This is a genomic window from Mesorhizobium sp. B2-3-6 (genome assembly GCF_006442305.1).
Taxonomy (GTDB): Bacteria; Pseudomonadota; Alphaproteobacteria; order Rhizobiales; family Rhizobiaceae; genus Mesorhizobium.
Genome location: NZ_VFVW01000001.1, coordinates 1,102,794 through 1,119,605 on the forward strand (window position 1 = coordinate 1,102,794; position 16,812 = coordinate 1,119,605).

18 protein-coding genes and 1 tRNA gene are annotated in these 16,812 nt (G+C 63.1%); 11 read left to right on the forward strand and 8 right to left on the reverse strand.

Annotated elements, in window-relative coordinates; genetic code table 11:
- Positions 1-19 precede the first annotated feature (19 nt).
- Complete coding sequence (gene map, locus FJ953_RS05295) at positions 20-847, reverse strand: type I methionyl aminopeptidase (protein ID WP_140623403.1); 828 nt, start codon at positions 845-847, stop codon at positions 20-22.
- A 209-nt stretch (positions 848-1,056) separates the two neighbouring features.
- Between map and FJ953_RS05300 the strand changes: the two genes are divergently transcribed.
- The 4 genes from FJ953_RS05300 (at position 1,057) to FJ953_RS05315 (ending at position 2,678) form a co-directional block, all read left to right on the forward strand.
- Positions 1,057-1,455 carry a hypothetical protein gene (locus tag FJ953_RS05300; RefSeq protein WP_140521011.1) on the forward strand — a complete coding sequence of 133 codons (399 nt, stop codon included), beginning with the start codon at positions 1,057-1,059 and terminating at the stop codon, positions 1,453-1,455.
- A gap of 108 nt (positions 1,456-1,563) precedes the next feature.
- Positions 1,564-1,800: a hypothetical protein gene (locus FJ953_RS05305; protein WP_140547213.1), complete on the forward strand. Its 237-nt coding sequence runs from the start codon at positions 1,564-1,566 to the stop codon at positions 1,798-1,800.
- Between the two features lie 178 nt (positions 1,801-1,978).
- Positions 1,979-2,275 carry a DUF982 domain-containing protein gene (locus tag FJ953_RS05310; protein ID WP_140517077.1) on the forward strand — a complete coding sequence of 99 codons (297 nt, stop codon included), beginning with the start codon at positions 1,979-1,981 and terminating at the stop codon, positions 2,273-2,275.
- A 1-nt stretch (position 2,276) separates the two neighbouring features.
- Positions 2,277-2,678, forward strand: coding sequence for a DUF6074 family protein (locus FJ953_RS05315; RefSeq protein WP_224646992.1), 402 nt, complete (start codon positions 2,277-2,279; stop codon positions 2,676-2,678).
- Between the two features lie 40 nt (positions 2,679-2,718).
- On the opposite strand, the gene FJ953_RS05320 is transcribed toward FJ953_RS05315, so the two are convergent.
- From FJ953_RS05320 to phaC, 4 genes are all read right to left on the reverse strand, one after another.
- Complete coding sequence (locus FJ953_RS05320) at positions 2,719-3,861, reverse strand: hypothetical protein (RefSeq protein WP_140555339.1); 1,143 nt, start codon at positions 3,859-3,861, stop codon at positions 2,719-2,721.
- A 167-nt stretch (positions 3,862-4,028) separates the two neighbouring features.
- Positions 4,029-4,103: transfer RNA gene (locus FJ953_RS05325), tRNA-Glu, on the reverse strand.
- Between the two features lie 268 nt (positions 4,104-4,371).
- A complete protein-coding gene (locus tag FJ953_RS05330; protein WP_140495817.1) occupies positions 4,372-5,619 on the reverse strand; it encodes a YcbK family protein in 1,248 nt (415 codons plus the stop codon).
- A 216-nt stretch (positions 5,620-5,835) separates the two neighbouring features.
- Entirely contained in the window at positions 5,836-7,671 is a 1,836-nt protein-coding gene (gene phaC / locus FJ953_RS05335; protein ID WP_140623405.1) for a class I poly(R)-hydroxyalkanoic acid synthase, read from the reverse strand.
- Between the two features lie 98 nt (positions 7,672-7,769).
- On the opposite strand from phaC, the gene FJ953_RS05340 reads away from it, so the two are divergent.
- The 7 genes from FJ953_RS05340 (at position 7,770) to recJ (ending at position 14,543) form a co-directional block, all read left to right on the forward strand.
- Positions 7,770-8,162 carry a hypothetical protein gene (locus FJ953_RS05340; RefSeq protein ID WP_140495819.1) on the forward strand — a complete coding sequence of 131 codons (393 nt, stop codon included), beginning with the start codon at positions 7,770-7,772 and terminating at the stop codon, positions 8,160-8,162.
- Between the two features lie 74 nt (positions 8,163-8,236).
- Positions 8,237-9,454, forward strand: coding sequence for an LL-diaminopimelate aminotransferase (locus FJ953_RS05345; RefSeq protein WP_140495820.1), 1,218 nt, complete (start codon positions 8,237-8,239; stop codon positions 9,452-9,454).
- 48 nt (positions 9,455-9,502) lie between these two features.
- Positions 9,503-10,816, forward strand: coding sequence for a homoserine dehydrogenase (locus FJ953_RS05350; protein ID WP_140623407.1), 1,314 nt, complete (start codon positions 9,503-9,505; stop codon positions 10,814-10,816).
- Positions 10,817-10,944: 128 nt separating this feature from the next.
- Positions 10,945-11,301, forward strand: a complete 357-nt coding sequence (locus tag FJ953_RS05355; protein ID WP_140495822.1) for a hypothetical protein — start codon at positions 10,945-10,947, stop codon at positions 11,299-11,301.
- Between the two features lie 66 nt (positions 11,302-11,367).
- Positions 11,368-11,535 carry a Thivi_2564 family membrane protein gene (locus tag FJ953_RS05360; RefSeq protein WP_140495823.1) on the forward strand — a complete coding sequence of 56 codons (168 nt, stop codon included), beginning with the start codon at positions 11,368-11,370 and terminating at the stop codon, positions 11,533-11,535.
- 179 nt (positions 11,536-11,714) lie between these two features.
- Positions 11,715-12,698 carry a class II fructose-bisphosphatase gene (gene glpX, locus FJ953_RS05365; RefSeq protein WP_140623502.1) on the forward strand — a complete coding sequence of 328 codons (984 nt, stop codon included), beginning with the start codon at positions 11,715-11,717 and terminating at the stop codon, positions 12,696-12,698.
- A 60-nt stretch (positions 12,699-12,758) separates the two neighbouring features.
- Positions 12,759-14,543, forward strand: a complete 1,785-nt coding sequence (recJ, locus tag FJ953_RS05370) for a single-stranded-DNA-specific exonuclease RecJ (protein ID WP_140495824.1) — start codon at positions 12,759-12,761, stop codon at positions 14,541-14,543.
- 11 nt (positions 14,544-14,554) lie between these two features.
- Here the strand turns inward: recJ and FJ953_RS05375 are convergent, their stop codons facing one another.
- The 3 genes from FJ953_RS05375 to folE all read right to left on the reverse strand — a co-directional run bounded on the left by FJ953_RS05375 (position 14,555) and on the right by folE (position 16,808).
- The gene (locus tag FJ953_RS05375) at positions 14,555-15,526 is read right to left on the reverse strand and encodes a patatin family protein (protein ID WP_140495825.1); all 972 of its coding nucleotides are present in this window, start codon (positions 15,524-15,526) and stop codon (positions 14,555-14,557) included.
- A gap of 97 nt (positions 15,527-15,623) precedes the next feature.
- Entirely contained in the window at positions 15,624-16,082 is a 459-nt protein-coding gene (gene hisI / locus FJ953_RS05380; protein ID WP_140521255.1) for a phosphoribosyl-AMP cyclohydrolase, read from the reverse strand.
- A 90-nt stretch (positions 16,083-16,172) separates the two neighbouring features.
- A complete protein-coding gene (gene folE, locus FJ953_RS05385; RefSeq protein ID WP_140517057.1) occupies positions 16,173-16,808 on the reverse strand; it encodes a GTP cyclohydrolase I FolE in 636 nt (211 codons plus the stop codon).
- Positions 16,809-16,812 lie beyond the last annotated feature (4 nt).

Here is a 16,812-nt window from a genome sequence, read left to right on the forward strand (position 1 = left end):
GCGCCGGGAGAACGAAACATTAGGCTGGCAGGCCGGGGCGGTCGAGCTTTTTGGGGGAGAGCGTGAAGATCTCGCAGCCGGTGTCAGTCACGCCGATCGTGTGTTCGTATTGCGCCGACAGCGAGCGGTCGCGTGTCACCGCGGTCCAGCCGTCCGACAGGACTTTCACATGCGGCCGGCCGAGGTTGATCATCGGCTCGACGGTGAAGATCATGCCGGGCCGCATCTCGACGCCCTCATTGGCGCTGCCATAATGCAGGATGTTGGGCGCGTCGTGGAACAACTGGCCGACGCCGTGGCCGCAGAAGTCGCGCACCACCGAGCAGCGCTCGCCCTCGGCATAGCTCTGGATGGCCGCTCCAATGACGCCGGTGCGGGCGCCAGGCCTGATCGCGGCAATGCCGCGCATCAGGCATTCGTGGGTGACTTCGAGCAGGCGTTCCGCCGCGCGTTTTATGGTGCCGACGGGGTACATGCGCGAGGAATCGCCGTGCCAGCCGTCGAGGATGTAGGTGACGTCGATGTTGACGATGTCGCCATCCTTCAGCGGCTTGTTGTCGGGGATGCCATGGCAGACGACATGATTGATCGAGGTGCAGGAAGACTTGGTGTAGCCGCGGTAGTTGAGCGTCGCCGGCAGCGCGCCATGATCCATGCCGAACTCGAAAACGAAACGATCTATGGTGTCGGTGGTGACGCCGGGCGCAACCATCGGCACCAGTTCGTCGAGGCAGCGCGCCGTGAGGTCGCATGCCTTGCGCATGCCGGCAAAACCTTCCTCGCCATAGAGGCGGATCTGGCCGGTGTTTCTGAGCGGTGCCGTGGCGGCGTCGAGATAAGTGACCATTGGTGTCCGTCTTGCCGGTGTGGCTCTGCAAGGGAGCCGGCGTGAAAATCTCGCCAGATTTGGCACTTGAGGGCAAAAGGTTCAAGGAAGAACTGCCCGGACACGACCAAGCGGCAGGGATATTCGGCGCGCCCCGATGTCCTTGACGCCCTTGTTCCTTCCCTTTCAGTCGACCGTGCGGTAGGGCGAGGGAGGTTTTTGGAGATTTCATGAGCGTCGAGCACGCCAGATTGCCTGAAGCGCCGTTGAAGGCGGCCTGCTCATTGCTGATGAGCCTTGTGCTGCTGGCGATGCTGTCGCTTGGCCGGGCGGAGGTGCCCGTCTTTGCCGGAGCAGCCTCCGGTGTCGCCAGCGCCGGCGTGGAGCGGTCCGGCGAAGCGGCGGCGCTGCTGCGCATCACCGGCAAGGGGCAGGCGCTGGAAGTTCGTTCCGGCCGGCCGGCCCTGGTTAAGTTCGCCGGCGGCCATCCGGCCCTGCCGGCTCGGGACACCGTCTTTTCCTGGTTTGTTTCGGTTCCGCCGGCAGAGGTCGTCGCCGCCGACAGGGACGCCCGCACACCGTGGGCGACTGCCAATCAGCCGCGCGCGCCGCCATCGGTTCCGGCCTGAGCGGTTTCAACCGCTCCTTCACTCAAACCACTTCCTGTTCGCGCCTCGATCCGCGCGGCGGCTTCGGTCGCGCAGCGGTGCGTAGCGCGTCATTTCCGGATTGTTTCCATGCAACGTATCAAGACACTCAAGAGCCTTTCGCGCGCGGCCTGCGCCGCCATTTTCCTTTCCGTCCAGGCGCTCATCTGTATCGGAACCGTCTACTGGGCGCTGACGGAGACGCTCGGCCTTTCGGCGACAGGGGCACTTGTCCTTGGCGGGATTTTCGCTGTGCCGTCTGCTCTCGTGCTGCTTACGGCGGTGCGCATGGCCTTCGATGCGGAGACCGATCCCGCCAACCAGTAGCCGGACCGCCAAGGCGCCCGCGTTCGACAAGGCCGGGCGCCTTGGCGCTTGCTTGCGGCGGCTGCGGCAAAACGTCCATGACCGCGGAGACGCCACATTCCTGCGGTAGCGACCGGCCAGAGCAACTTTTTACGACGGATGGCGTTGCCGCTGGTGACGACAGTTCGGGAGATGGCGGATGGACAGACTGCAATTTGAGGTGCCGGTGCGTATCGCGCCCGGACCCGGCCTACCTGTCGAGGAGATCTACAGCGTCGAACAGGCCCTTGATTTTCTCCAGGCCTGGCCGCTGCGCCGGCAAGGCCCGATTTACCAGAAGGCCTTCAACGCCTGCTTCGGCGCCACCGTGGACGTGGTCAAGACCGAGGATGCCTGCCGGGCGTTCATGGCGTTCTGCCGGGTGACCGGGCTGATGGCCCGGGACATGATGGCGCCGCGCAAGCGCGGTGGCCAGGCGAGAGGGCTGCAAGCCTGAGGTGCGCTGCGCTCTTTCGTTCTCCTGGCCGAACGGCGCATCGATGCCGATGCCATTAAGCTTCCGTTTCCACTTTCGCGGCTACGCCATGCTTGTTCGGCAATGGTTGATTCGTTGCGTCAGTCTCGTGGTTCGGAAGATGTCCCCAGAAAAAATCCGTGCATTCCCGATCGACCGTCAGGCATTCCTGGTTCGGGAGGTGGCTGCCAGGCTCGACAGTTTGCATGGCGACAGCGCCACCTCGTTCTGGAGGGCCAAGGCGACGGAGTTGTTCGATCTCGTCGTCAGGTCAGGCAGGGACAGGGCGGCGGCCAGCGACGAGGTGCGCAGGTTCTTCTTCGCCGTGCAAAAAGAGATATCGGCCGGCGCGGCCACTGAGCCGATGCCAATTCTTTCCGCCTGAAGTGCTCCGCAAGGCGTCCCACAGCCGGTCCATGCCACCGCTAGCGGAACAGATATTTTGAAACTTCGGGGTTGCCGCGTCGCCACATGACGTTGTCAAGGAAGTAGTGGTGCACGTTGATGAAGATCAGCACTATGAAGAAGAACAGCGACGAACCCAGGACTTCCTTGTCGTAAGGGATCAAGGCAGTCAGTGCCGCCGGGATCAGCCAGAAACCGAGACCGCCGAGGACCCCGCCGGCGACGACGAACCCCAGGACTCGCGTCCTGTAGATCGGACCAAGAACGGACAGGATTCTGGAGTCCGGAACCTTTTGTGCATCGGGACCGTCACGCTCGACATTGCTTTGATAGCGCCAGACCACGGCCAGGTACTGCAGCGAATGGAGAGCCGGCACCACGAGCAGCCACAGCGGGTTTATTCTCACGACCAGGATCCAAAGATATAGGGACGCGATATAAGCGACGACGCCGTTATACGGCAGGCTGCCGCCATTTTTACTCCAGCGATTGATCAGCATCACGACGGTGGCGGCCGTGGAAGCGGCCGCGGCCGACAGCGCAATCGTGTTGAGCCACGCAGGCGTAGCAAACGTATAATATTCCAAGCCGTAATATTTTGCTTGGCTGACCGCCGTGTTCGTCTGAAGCCATGCGAACAGCCATACGGCATAGCTGTTGACCAGCAAGATTTTCTTGTCCGGATTGGTGAAGAACCTGCGCTTCAACACGGCGTCCACCATCAACATGCCGTAGCCTTGCTTGACGTAGTGCCAGCCCACGAAAAAGAACATCGCGTTGGCTGCGTTTCCGAGCAGCCGGGCGTTCGCCGTTATCGAGCCGTAAGCAAAAAACCCGACCATGAGCAGGGGAACGACAATGCCGGCGAAAATGTAGCGGATCTGGAGGCCCCTGTCGTATCCCTCGCCGCGCACCTTGCTTCCAAAATTGCGATAGAAGAGTTGGTAAGAGTGGGCGAAATGCGGATAGTTTATCAAGTAGGCCAGGAAAAACATCGCCGCCGCAACAAGGCTGTCGTATTTGGTAGGCACGAAGTACAGGGCCGGCAAAATCAGGAATGCGCTGCCGCCAAGCATGAGGAAGTCGGCCAGCGGGCCAAAGAGATATCTTTGTGGCGGCGTCGCCGCAGGAGCTCGAGCATCCGCCGAAAGGTGAACTGCCATATTAGCATCCCCCTGGGAAAGCCGATTTAACCATCGAGCCTTGCCCTCGACAAGGTCGAGGCGGCGGAATGGTCAACACGTAAAATGACGTTTCGGAAGGGGGTGTTACCCTGTCCGGCGCAATAGCTCTTGACGCCGAAAGGAGCGGAGGGGACATCGAGTGAAGCTGGTACGCCCAAGGGGAATCGAACCCCTGTTACCGCCGTGAAAGGGCGGTGTCCTGACCGCTAGACGATGGGCGCGCTCAGATGAAAGCGGCTTATACTGGCGTTGTGCGCAACCGGCAACCCGTCAGGTGCCGGCTTGGACAACTTTTTTCCTGCCTGCCGAAGCGAGTGATTCACGCAGCGCCAGCGGCAATTTTTCTGGCGGCCGTCACCAGCCGCTGCGTGGATTTCCGGGCACTTTTCAGACGATTGCGGAAGCGGCCCGATGCAAATGCATGTCGCTCAAAAGTGAGCTCCGTTTCAGCGCGACGCGCTTTGGCGCGTCCAGCCGAGCCGGCCCTGGTCAGCCTTCGCCACCGCTGCGCCGGCGGCAGCGCCAGTTCCAGTCGCGCTCGGGGCCGACGTCGACGTGGACCGATTCGGTGTGGCAGTAGGTGCCGACGCCGCCGCGGCCGGGCATCGTCCTGACGTAGCTCGCCAGCTCCCATTTCGAGACGCCCGGCACCTGGATGTCGGCGGCGGCGCAATACATGTGCAGCGAATTCTTGGCGCCGTTGGCACGGCGGTTGCGGGCGGGGTCGCGATAGCCGGAGGTGACGACCATCTTGCGGCCGTAGTGGCCTTCGATTGTCTTGAGCACGCGCACCAGCGAGGGCTTGAGGCACGCCACGTCGACACTCTCGTTCTGCTTCAAGAGCCCGTTGGGCGCCAGGCGCGCCATGCCGGCGGCGGAAGCTACCTGGTAGAGGCCGCCCGAACCTTCATCCTCGTTGAGGTCGACGTCGCTTTCGTCGTCGAGGCCGGATTTGCGCTTGATCTCGAACAGCGCCGTCTGGCGGACGCCCGGCAGGGCATCGCTGCCGGTGATGTGACCTGAGTCGTCGCCGAGCGAAGCCAGTTGCACCGGTTTCGCCGTGGAATCGGCCGAGGCCAGTGTAATGATCGGCTTTGCCGCCGCCGGGGCGGGCTTGGCCTGCACAGCCGGCTGTTCGCCTGCGCGCGTGTTGACCAGTGGAGCGGGCTTCGCCGAAGCCGGCGTGGCGCCAAACATCGAGGCCAGGAAACCCCTTTTCTTCGGCGCCTCCGCTTGCTGCGCCTCGCCAGCGGTCACATAGACCGGATTGTTCATCGCCGGTGTGGCGGCCTGCTTCGGCGCCGTCACGGCCGCGTCGGCGGCGGCGATCTTCTGCGCCGCCGCATCGGTCTGCTGCGCCGTCTGCGGCTGCTGCTCCAGCGATTGCGGCGTGTTTCCGGCAATCGTTTCAGCTTCAGCCGGCGCGGTGAGCGGGAAGGCCGCCTGCGGCTTGGTAATCGGCACGTAGGCGACCGTCTCGGGCAGCGCTGTGTCGCCTTCCGCCATCACTGTGGTCTGCGTGGTCGCCGTCTGCGACGACGAATCGCCGGCCACGATCGGCTTGTTTGTCGAGGCTGCGTTGATGTCCGACGCGGAGGCATTGTAGCCGGGCATGCCAACCGACATTGTGGGGTCGCCGGCCGAGGTGCAGGAGGCCAGGAGCACGGAGCAGAGCGCCGCCGCAATGGTGCGGCGTTCTCCCTTCGCGAGGCTCCACCCTGCTGATTTCAAAGTCAAATTCCCCCTCGATATCCGATCGGTATATCCTTGGCGCGGCGTCCGAACGGCTGCGTCGAGGTGCCCCTTGTCTCCGATCCGGAAACGAGACCTGTGTCAAATCAGCAAGCCTGGAAGTATTTTTGCGGCAATTGCCGAATTTAGGCGGCAAGATGGTTGACGACACCATTTCGCCCGCTTTTACGGGTCCGTCAACTCACCAGACATTACAGTCGGTTACACACGCACCTTGACATAGGTGCCGGGGGCATCACCAAAAGTTTTCATATGCTTGCCTGCTTTGCGGGCAGGCACGCGATTATTGTCCTTAGCCTCTATCCAGCTCTGCCAGTGCGGCCACCAGGAGCCAGGATGGTCGGTAGCCCTTGCGATCCACTCGCCGAAGTCGCCCTCCGCCTTGCCGCCGGTCCAGTACTGGTACTTGCCCGATGCGGGCGGGTTGACGACGCCGGCGATATGACCGGAGCCCGCCATCACGTATTCGACCTCGCCACCGAAATATTTCGAGCCGAGGAAGACGGACAGCGCGGGAGCGATGTGGTCTTCCCTGGAGGCGAGGTTGTAGACGGGGATCTTGATGTCGGCGAGCGAAACGGTGCGTCCGGCAAGTTCCATCCTGCCGCGCGAGAGGTTGTTCTCGAGATAGCAGTTGCGCAAATAGAAGGAGTGGTTGGCCGCCGCCATGCGTGTCGAATCGGCATTCCAGTAAAGCAGGTCGAAGGGCAGGGGATCCTTGCCGCGCATGTAGTTGTTGACGACATAGGGCCAGATCAGGTCGCCCGAGCGCAGCATGTTGAAGGCGGTCGCCATCTTGGTGCCGTCGAGATAGCCCTTTTCGTTCATCGCCTTTTCCACCGCCGCGACCTGTTCCTCGTCGACGAACACCTTGAGGTCGCCGGCATAGGTGAAATCGACCTGGGTGGTGAAGAAGGTCGCCGATTTGATGCGATCGTCACCCTCCTGCGCCAGCAGGGCAAGTGCCGCCGCCAGCAACGTGCCGCCGACGCAGTAGCCGATAGCGTTGACCTCTTTCTCGCCTGTGGCCTTCTCGATAGTGTCGAGGCCGTATTGCAGCCCCTCTCTTGTATAAGCCTCCCAGTTCTTCATGCCGTGGCGTTCATCAGGGTTGATCCAGGAGATGACGAACACGGTATGGCCCTGTTCGATCGCCCAGCGGATGAAGGATTTCTGCGGGTTGAGGTCGAGTATGTAGAACTTGTTGATCCAGGGCGGGCAGATCAGCAGCGGCCGTTTCAGCACCGTCTCGGTGGCGGGATCGTATTGAATGATCTCGGCGACGTCGCTGCGGCCGACCACCTTGCCGGGGGTGGTGGCGATGTTGCGGCCGATCTCGAAGGGCGAGTAGTCGGCCTGACGCAGCTTCAGGTCGCCCTTGCCGGCCGCGATGTCCTCGGCCAGCATCTTCATGCCGCGCACAAGATTTTCGCCGTTCGAGGCGATGGTTTCGCGAAACAGTTCCGGATTGGTCAGGATGAAATTCGACGGCGAGATGGCGTTGGACACCTGCTTGACGTAGAAGCTCGCCTTGTGGCGGGTGTGGTCATCCAGGCCTTCGGCGTGCTCGACAAGATCAGCCGCCCAGCGCGAGGTGACGAGATAGGCCTGTTTCAAGAAATCGAAGAAGGCGTTGCGGCCCCATTCCGGATCCTGGAAACGCTTGTCGCCGCGCTCCGGCTTGACCGCGTCCTCGGTTCGCTCGGCATCGGCGCTGACGCGCTGGATGGCGTTCGCCCAAACCGTCATATAGCCGGCGAACAGCCGCGTCTGCGCTTCGAGCGCGCGTTGTGGGTCGGCAAGCCAGTATTCGCTGAGCTTGGAGAAGGTCTTCACCATGTCGACGACCGGTTCGGCGACATGGTCGCGCACTTCGCCCTTCTCGCGCGGCTCGGCCCAGGCGGAAGCCGCCTTGCCGGCCTGCTCGATCATGCGCGCCATGTTCAGGGCGAAGCGTTCCGGGTCCTTCACCAGATATTGCTCGACCGTCGAAGGTCCGCCATCTTCCGCTTTGCCCGAATCGGGTGTTTTGGACATGGTGCGCGGGGTTCCTCCCGAAGCGTTTTCTTGACATATTACCATGGGACATCCGACTGGGTCCAACCTCGCTCTACCCCGGCTGCCAAGGAAACAATATGACGATTAACATTGGCGAGACTGTTTTTTTCGGCGCCGGTCGTTTTTGCCGCATCGGTGCGGCAATTGCCCTGCTGTGCCTTGGGGCCTGCTCGAGCACCAATACCAGCGGCCCGGTGCCCATCGCCACATCAGCGGGACCGAAGGATACCGGCACCTTTCCGAACCTGAACATCCCGCCGAAAGTAGCGGCCAAACAGTTCACCGATGCCGAGAGGAATGCCAGGCTCGCGGAATTGAAGGGGGACGAAAGCGCGCAGGCAGCCAATGGCGGCGCCCCCAACGTCACCAATCAGGCGGCGCTGACGGACCTGGCCAGCAAGCATGGCGCGCAGACGCTGAAGCAGATCGAAGGCAAATGCGACCCCACCCTCGACCCTACCTGCAAATAAGTATATAGCGCGCGCCCAAGGCACTTGCCGACACGGCGCGCCTTGCCAAACGCCAAGTGATGTCTGGAACTGCCATGGAAGAGTTTCACAAGGTCCGCCGGCTTCCACCCTATGTCTTCGAGCAGGTCAACCGGCTCAAGGCCAGCGCCCGCTCGCGCGGCGCCGACATCATCGACCTCGGCATGGGCAATCCGGACCTGCCGACGCCCAAGGCAATCGTCGACAAATTGTGCGAAGTGGTGCGCGATCCGCGCACCCATCGCTATTCCTCCTCGCGCGGCATTCCGGGCCTGCGCCGCGCCCAGGCCGCTTACTATCAGCGCCGCTTCGGCGTGAAGCTTGATCCCGATACGCAAGTGGTGGCAACGCTGGGTTCGAAAGAGGGCTTCGCCAACATGGCGCAGGCGATCACCGCCCCTGGCGACGTGATCCTGTGCCCGAATCCAACCTACCCGATCCATGCTTTCGGCTTCATCATGTCGGGCGGCGTCATCCGGTCGCTGCAGGTGGAACCCGATGACGGTTTCATCCCGGCGGTCGAGCGCGGCATCCGCCATTCGATTCCGAAGCCGCTGGCGCTGATCCTCAACTACCCGTCGAACCCGACGGCGCTGGTCGCCTCGCTCGATTTTTACAAGGACGTGGTGGCGTTCGCGAAGAAGAACGACATCATCATCCTGTCGGACCTTGCCTATTCGGAGATCTATTTCGACGGCAATCCGCCGCCTTCGGTGCTGCAGGTGCCGGGCGCGATCGACGTTTGCGTCGAGTTCACCTCCATGTCGAAGACCTTCTCCATGCCCGGCTGGCGCATGGGCTTTGCGGTCGGCAACGAGCGGCTTATCTCGGCGCTGACCCGGGTGAAATCCTATCTCGATTACGGTGCGTTCACCCCGATCCAGGTGGCGGCCGCACACGCCCTCAACGGCGATGGCGCCGACATCGCCGAAGTGCGCGACATCTACCACAAGCGGCGCGACGTGATGGTGGATGCCTTCGGCCGCGCGGGCTGGACCATTCCGGCTCCGGCTGCGTCCATGTTCGCCTGGGCGCCGATTCCCGAGCCGTTCCGCCATCTCGGCTCGCTCGAATTCTCCAAGCTGCTCATCGAACATGCCGACGTTGCGGTGGCGCCAGGCGTCGGCTTCGGCGAACACGGCGATGATTTCGTGCGTGTCGCGCTGGTCGAGAACGAGCACCGGATCCGGCAGGCGGCGCGCAACATCAAGCGCTTCCTGGCGACCAGTGCCAAACAACCCAACAATGTCGTGCCGCTTTCCGCCCATCGGTAAGCTTTCCGCACACAATTTCGTTTGATCTTTCGGGGGACATCGCCGGCCATGGCTGAAGCTCTGTGTGTTGGAATTGCCGGCCTCGGCACGGTCGGCGCCTCGGTGGCGCGCGTGCTGCGCGACAAGGCGGCGGAGCTGACACGGCAGTGTGGGCGCGACGTCGTCGTGTCGGCGGTTTCGGCGCGTGATCCCAAGCGCGACCGCGGCGTCGATCTCAATGCCGCGAAATGGTTCGACGATCCGGTCAAGATGGCGCAGGCCGCCGAGATCGACGTTTTCGTCGAGCTGATCGGCGGCGACGAGGGGCCGGCGTTCGCGGCGGTCAGGGCGGCGCTCGAAGCCGGCCGCCATGTCGTTACCGCGAACAAGGCGCTGCTGGCCAAACATGGTGTCGTACTGGCCGAGATCGCCGAGAAGAAGGGCGTGCTGCTCAACTACGAGGCCGCGGTGGCGGGCGGCATTCCGGTTATCAAGACGATGCGCGAGGCGATGGCCGGCAACTCGGTCACCCGCGTCTTCGGTATTCTCAACGGTACCTGCAACTATATCCTGACCCGGATGGAGGCCGAAGGCATCTCGTTCGACGCCTGCCTCAAGGACGCGCAGCGGCTGGGCTATGCCGAGGCCGACCCGACCTTCGACATCGAAGGCCATGACACCGCGCACAAGCTGTCGATCCTGACCAGCCTGGCCTTCGGCACCAAGATCGCCGCCAACGACATCTACATGGAAGGCATCTCGAACATCACCCAGGCCGATATCCGTGCGGCCGGCGATCTCGGCTACCGGATCAAGCTGCTTGGCGTTGCCCAGCGCACCGAGAGCGGCATCGAGCAGCGCGTGCATCCGACCATGGTGCCGACGGCCTCGGTGATCGCGCAGGTCCACGGCGTCATCAATGCGGTGGCGATCGAAACCGACATCCTCGGCGAACTGCTGCTCTCCGGCCCCGGCGCCGGCGGCAATGCCACCGCCTCGGCCGTCATCGGCGACATCGCCGATATAGCAAAGAGCCGTCCCGGCTTCCAGCACGGCCCGGTCTTCGGCAGGCCGGCGAGGGAATTGAAGCCTTACAAGAAGGCGCAGATGCGCAGCCATGCCGGCGGCTATTTCATCCGGCTGACCGTGCATGACCGCATTGGCGTGTTCGCGGCCATCGCCAAGCGCATGGCCGACAACGATATCTCGCTGGAATCGATCGTCCAGCACGCGATCAGCGGCGAAGCGGCGGCGCAAAAGACGGTGATCCTCGTCACCCACGAGACCACCGAAGCCGCGGTGCGCAAGGCCGTGGACGGTATCACCAAGGATGGCCACCTGACCGACAAGCCGCAGGTCATCCGGATCGAACGGGCAGGATAGATATTTCCTTCCGTCGTGTACCACTGGATTGCTGCGACGATACTGTTGCGGCCGATGCCGCTGCCTGGCTCGCCGGAACCAATCCCGGCCAGCGCCGTTCTCCCGAGGTGCAAACCGAGGGAATGCCAATGGCCGAAACATCGAAATCCGACACCCCCCAGATCGACGACATCCAAAAGACGCTCGAAAAGCAGATCGCCGACCTGCGCAAGGAGATCACCAGGATCAACAAGAGCCTTTCGGAGCGAGGTGCGGAACTGGTTGACGAGGCCTCGGCTCAGGCATCCGACGTCTACGACAGCGCGGCGAGCCGTGCGTCGCGAACGGCTCAGCAGTTGCGCAGCCACGCCCAGGCGGTCTCGGAGGTCGCGCGTGAAAACCCGGGCACGACGACGGCAGTGGTCGGCGTCATCGGGCTGCTGGGTTTTCTGGCCGGCCTCGCCGTTGGCCAGTCGATGAATGACAGCCAGCGCCGCTGGTATTGATCCGGTAACGACCGAGCCGGTTTTTGCCGGCTTACCTGTCCGTCGAGCAATTTCCAGGGGAGCACTATGGCTTCTTCCGTCCTGATCGGCATCCTGATCACGTTCCTGGTGATCATTCTGGTGCTTTACCTCATTCAGCGATTGCCGCTGGACGCCAGGATGCGGCAGATCGCGCAGATCATCGTCATCATCATCGGCATCGTTTCGCTATTGAAATATCTGGCCGTGTTTTAGATCTCGATACCTACTTTGAAAGCGGCCCAAGTTCGCCGGAATCGTGCTATCCATAATTTAATCGGTTGATATTGCAGGCTTTTCGAGAAAACCTTCGAGAGGTCTTGCCGTTGTCATGCTCGTTTGACACAAGAGGCGCGCCTCCGGCGGGAGGCGGCATGCGAACGAGGATCGACCTGATGAACGTGGCCCACAACATTATCGCCGGACTTGACCGGATACTCACCATGGAACTGGTACGCGTCACCGAGCGCGCCGCCGTCGCGGCCGCCAGGCTGCGCGGACGCGGTGACGAAAAGGCCGCCGACCAGGTCGCGGTGGACGCCATGCGCCAGGAGCTCAATCGCCTCGCCATCAAGGGCACGGTGGTGATCGGCGAAGGCGAGCGGGACGAGGCGCCGATGCTCTATATCGGAGAGGAGGTCGGCACCGGCAAAGGCCCGGCGGTCGACATTGCGCTCGACCCGCTGGAAGGCACCACGATCTGCGCCAAGAACCTGCCCAACGCGCTGGCCGTGATCGCCATCGCCGAGAAGGGCAGCCTGCTGTTCGCGCCCGACGTCTACATGGACAAGATCGCCATCGGTCCGGGCTATGCCGAGGGCGTCATCGACATCGATGCGTCGCCGGCCGAAAACATAGCCAGCCTGGCAAAGGCCAAGGGCGTCGCGGTGTCCGATGTCACCGCTTGCATCCTCGACCGTCCGCGCCATGGCAAGCTGATCGACGCCGTGCGCGCCACCGGGGCGGCAATCCGGCTGATCGGCGATGGCGACGTCGCCGGTGTCATCCACACCACCGATTCCGAGGAAACCGGCATCGATATCTATCTCGGCATTGGCGGCGCGCCGGAGGGCGTGCTGGCCGCGGCGGCGCTGCGCTGCACGGGTGGCCAGATGCAGGGCCGCTTGATCCTCGATACGCCCGAAAAGGTCGCCCGCGCCGGCAAGATGGGTATTGCCGACCCGAAGCGGGTCTACCGGGCCGAGGACATGGCGCGCGGCGATGTGTTGTTCGCGGCCACCGGCGTCACCGACGGCAACATGCTGGCAGGGGTCAAGTTCGGCCGCAACTACATCACAACGCACACGATCGTGCTGCGCTCGTCGTCGCGCACCGTGCGCGAGATCAAGGCCCGGCATCAGGACCTGGAAAAGTTTTGATGCATTCCTGACTGGCCGTCGCATATTGTGGGCAATGATCATCCGCAAACGTCGCCTCGCATGACGGGCGAGAGACGCCTTTTTCTCGATGTCCGACAGTCGGCCACCGGTGTTTCCTGGGAACATCGGCTGACCGAGCGGCAGGACATGGTCGCGCTTGCCATCGCACAGGGGCACGGCGTGCCCGATATCGTCGCGCGCGTGCTTGCCGGACGTGGCGTGACGGCGGAACAGGCGGAGCGCTTTCTCGACCCGACGATCCGCGACCTGCTGCCGGACCCGGCTTCGCTGACTGACATGGACAAGGCGGCCATTCGAATAGCCGCCGCGGTGATGGCCCGGGAGAAGGTGGCGATCTTCGGCGACTACGATGTCGATGGCGCCGCCTCGTCGGCCTTGCTCAAACGCTTCCTCGCGCATTTCTCGATATCGTCGGAAATCTACATTCCCGATCGTATCTTCGAGGGTTACGGTCCCAATCCCGAAGCCATGCGCGAGCTCATCTCGCGCGGCGCGACGCTGATCGTCACCGTCGATTGCGGCACCAACAGCGCTGCTTCCATCGACGCGGCCAATGCCGCCGGTGCCGATGTCGTGGTGCTCGACCATCACCAGGTCGGCGGCGCCTTGCCGGCGGCACACGCGGTGGTCAACCCCAACCGCGACGACGACCTTTCCGGGCAGGGCCATCTCTGCGCCGCCGGAGTGGTTTTTCTCGCGCTGGTGCAGACGGCCAAGGTCCTGCGCGGCCGGCTGGCCGACGCCACGCCGCCGGACCTGCTCTCGCTGCTCGATCTCGTGGCGCTGGCCACGGTCTGCGATGTGGTGCCGCTCACCGGCGTCAACCGTGCCTTCGTCGTCAAGGGCTTGCAAGTGGCGCGCCAGCAGAAGAACGAGGGAATGTCTGCGCTGGCGCGGGTCTCGCGCGTCGGCGAGCCGCTCAGCACCTTCCATCTGGCCTACCTGATCGGACCGCGCATAAACGCCGGCGGGCGCATCGGCGACGCCGCCCTCGGCAGCCGGCTGCTTGCGACCGACGATCCGGTCGAGGCCCGCACCATCGCCGAGACGCTCGATCGGCTCAACCAGGAGCGGCAGCTGATGGAACACGAGATGCTGGCTGCGGCGCGTGCCGAGGCCGATGCCGAGCTTGCCGGCGGCAGCGGGCCGGCCATCGTCGTTACCGCTAGCACCAACTGGCATCCCGGCATCGTCGGCCTGCTTGCCTCCAGGCTCAAGGACCATGCCCGACGGCCGGCCTTCGCCATCGCCTTCAACGCCACCGGCACCGGCACCGGTTCAGGTCGCTCGGTGTCGGGCTTCGATCTCGGCCGGCTGGTGCGCGAAGCCGCAGATGCCGGGCTGATCGTCAAGGGCGGCGGCCATGGCATGGCAGCCGGCATTACCGTCGAGCGCACGCGGCTCGGCGAGCTCAGGGCATTTTTCGAGGAGCGCGCAGCAGCCGACGTGTTCCGATTGCAAGACGAGGAAAGCCTGGCGATCGACGGCGCGCTTGCCGCCGAGGGTGCGACGCTGGCCTTGCTGGATGCGCTGGAAAAGGCCGGCCCGTTCGGTGCAGGGCATGTCGCGCCTGTTTTCGCGCTGCCTCGCCATCGGCTGGCCGACGCCCGGCTGGTCGGCACCAACCACATCCGCGCCGACCTCCAGTCGGGCAGTGGCGGTCGCATCCAGGCGATCGCCTTTCGTGCCGTCGACACCGTGCTCGGCGACTTCCTGTTCAAGAACCGCGGTAAGACGATCCACGTCGCCGGCTCATTGTCGGGCAATTACTGGAACGGCAATCGCAGCGTGCAGTTCCGCATCGTCGACGCGGCACGCGCCTGATGCGTCTTTGATCAGGCGAGAACCGTCTGAAGCCGGGTCAGTTCGCCGATCTGTGCCATCGTCGCCCTATAGCCGATCTGGATCGCCTCGTCGGCGCGGTGGAATTCGGTCAGGCCGATGTGGCTGAGCTTGGGCTGCAGCGACATGTCGGGCGGATCGCCGGCAAGCCTGGCGCGCGAGATTCGATCCTGGATGATGTTGAAGGCCTCGACCATGACGCCGGTGATGCCAAGCCGCGTCTGATGTGCCCGGTGCTCAGGGTCGAATTGGCCACTGCGCGGCGCATCGTTCTCGACGACCAGTTCGCCGGCGCTATGCTTGATGACGGCGGCACGGCCGAACAGGTCGTAATGAAGGTTGACCGCGACAACCAGCGGCTGCTCATAGGCACGGCAGACCGACACCGGCACCGGATTGACCAAAGCTCCGTCGACCAGCACGCGACCATTGCAAGTCACCGGCTCGAACACGCCGGGCAAGGCATAGGAAGCGCGCATGGCTGTTATCAGCGAACCGTTCGACAGCCAAATCTCATGGCCGGTGCGGATTTCGGAAGCGACCGCGACGAACGGCTTGGACAAATCCTCAAAGCGAATGCCGGCCACATGCTCACGCAGGCGAGCATCCAGCTTCATGCCGCCGAACAGACCGCTGCCGCGCAGGTTTAGATCGAGCAGGCCGAAGATGCGCCGCCTGGTCAGGCTGCGGGCGAACTCTTCCAACTCGTCCAGTTTTCCGGCGAGGTAACAGCCGCCGACCAGCGCGCCGATCGAGGTGCCGGCAATCATCGAAACCTCGATGCCGGCTTCATCGAGCGCGCGCAGCACGCCGATATGCGCCCAGCCTCTTGCGCAACCGCCGCCCAGTGCAAGCGAGATGCCAGTTTTCTTTGGTGATGTTGTTTCGGCCGCGCCGCCGGACGAAGCGGGACCATTCGCCTCTCGTACGTCCGCTCTGTTACGCAATGACGCCCACTCGAGCATCATGATCTCCCTTGTCCCACAGCTAATATATAGGCGGGCCGTATCGAAATGGTGAATCTATGTGGTTGGCTGCGGGCAAAAGGTTCAAGCTGGTTATTCACGGGAGCTTCCGATACGTTTTTTCCGCATCGAACAAGGGCTCGCTGCCATCGTCGGCAAGCATCGCCTTGCCGTCGATCAGCCCCACCGTCCGATAGAAGCAGGAACGCCGGCCTGTGTGACAAGTTGCGTCGTGGCCTAGCACTTTGACGCGCAACCATATGGCGTCCTGGTCACAATCCGTGAGCACCTCGATGACATGCTGGAGATTGCCTGACGTTTCGCCCTTCTTCCACAGCGCATTGCGCGAACGCGACCAGTAGTGGGCGATACCTGTTTCAAGCGTCAACGCCAGAGCCTGCGCATTCATGTGCGCGACCATCAAAAGCACGCCGTCTGCCGCATCGGTGACGACGACGGTGACCAGGCCGGCGGCATCGAAGCGCGGTGAAAACACCGCGCCTTCTTCCAGCGATTTCTTGTCTGAGGGAGCCTTCGGAAATTCCAGTGCCGACATCGCCGGGCTATCTTCCTGTTTGACCATGATTATCCGAAAACCGGTAGCCACTTTCGGAATCATGGTCCCGACGATGCCGGGCGAGGCGGCTTACACCCCACCGCCACGCACCATGGTGACGAAACGAACCTGTTCTTCGGGAGTATCCTTGAACACGCCGGTGAAGGTCGAGGTCAGCGTGGTGGAGCCCTGCTTGCGGATGCCGCGCATGGCCATGCACATGTGCTCGGCCTCGATCATCACGGCAACGCCGCGCGGATTGAGCACATCCTGAATGACGCCGGCGATCTGCGCGGTCATGGCTTCCTGGGTCTGCAGGCGGTGGGCGAAGATATCGACCACGCGCGCGATCTTGGACAGGCCGACGACCTTGCCGTCCGGCAGATAGCCGACATGGGCCTTGCCGATGATCGGCACCATGTGATGTTCGCAATGCGAATGGAACTGGATGTCCTTGACGATGACAAGATCGTCGTAACCAGCCACTTCCTCGAAGGTGCGGCCAAGCTCTTCGGCCGGGCACATGTCATAGCCGCCGAACATTTCCCGATAGGCCTTGGCCACCCGCTTGGGCGTGTCGACCAGCCCTTCGCGATCGGGGTTGTCGCCGGTCCAGCGCAAAAGCGTGCGGACCGCAGCCTCGACCTCGGCCTCGCTCGGCCGGTCGGTGACGGGCTTTTCCATGTAGGCCGACTGGGGCATGAACTTCTTGATAACGGCATCCATAAAG

Excerpts from the sequence above, each read along its gene's own strand:
- recJ (WP_140495824.1), top strand. The coding sequence starts at position 12,759 with ATGACGGGCGAGAGACGCCTTTTTCTCGATGTCCGACAGTCGGCCACC.
- FJ953_RS05300 (WP_140521011.1), top strand. The coding sequence starts at position 1,057 with ATGAGCGTCGAGCACGCCAGATTGCCTGAAGCGCCGTTGAAGGCGGCC.
- FJ953_RS05305 (WP_140547213.1), top strand. The coding sequence starts at position 1,564 with ATGCAACGTATCAAGACACTCAAGAGCCTTTCGCGCGCGGCCTGCGCC.
- map (WP_140623403.1), bottom strand. The coding sequence starts at position 847 with ATGGTCACTTATCTCGACGCCGCCACGGCACCGCTCAGAAACACCGGC.
- phaC (WP_140623405.1), bottom strand. The coding sequence starts at position 7,671 with ATGTCCAAAACACCCGATTCGGGCAAAGCGGAAGATGGCGGACCTTCG.
- hisI (WP_140521255.1), bottom strand. The coding sequence starts at position 16,082 with ATGTCGGCACTGGAATTTCCGAAGGCTCCCTCAGACAAGAAATCGCTG.
- FJ953_RS05345 (WP_140495820.1), top strand. The coding sequence starts at position 8,237 with ATGGAAGAGTTTCACAAGGTCCGCCGGCTTCCACCCTATGTCTTCGAG.
- FJ953_RS05375 (WP_140495825.1), bottom strand. The coding sequence starts at position 15,526 with ATGCTCGAGTGGGCGTCATTGCGTAACAGAGCGGACGTACGAGAGGCG.
- FJ953_RS05320 (WP_140555339.1), bottom strand. The coding sequence starts at position 3,861 with ATGGCAGTTCACCTTTCGGCGGATGCTCGAGCTCCTGCGGCGACGCCG.
- folE (WP_140517057.1), bottom strand. The coding sequence starts at position 16,808 with ATGGATGCCGTTATCAAGAAGTTCATGCCCCAGTCGGCCTACATGGAA.
- FJ953_RS05355 (WP_140495822.1), top strand. The coding sequence starts at position 10,945 with ATGGCCGAAACATCGAAATCCGACACCCCCCAGATCGACGACATCCAA.
- FJ953_RS05310 (WP_140517077.1), top strand. The coding sequence starts at position 1,979 with ATGGACAGACTGCAATTTGAGGTGCCGGTGCGTATCGCGCCCGGACCC.
- FJ953_RS05340 (WP_140495819.1), top strand. The coding sequence starts at position 7,770 with ATGACGATTAACATTGGCGAGACTGTTTTTTTCGGCGCCGGTCGTTTT.
- glpX (WP_140623502.1), top strand. The coding sequence starts at position 11,715 with ATGAACGTGGCCCACAACATTATCGCCGGACTTGACCGGATACTCACC.
- FJ953_RS05360 (WP_140495823.1), top strand. The coding sequence starts at position 11,368 with ATGGCTTCTTCCGTCCTGATCGGCATCCTGATCACGTTCCTGGTGATC.
- FJ953_RS05350 (WP_140623407.1), top strand. The coding sequence starts at position 9,503 with ATGGCTGAAGCTCTGTGTGTTGGAATTGCCGGCCTCGGCACGGTCGGC.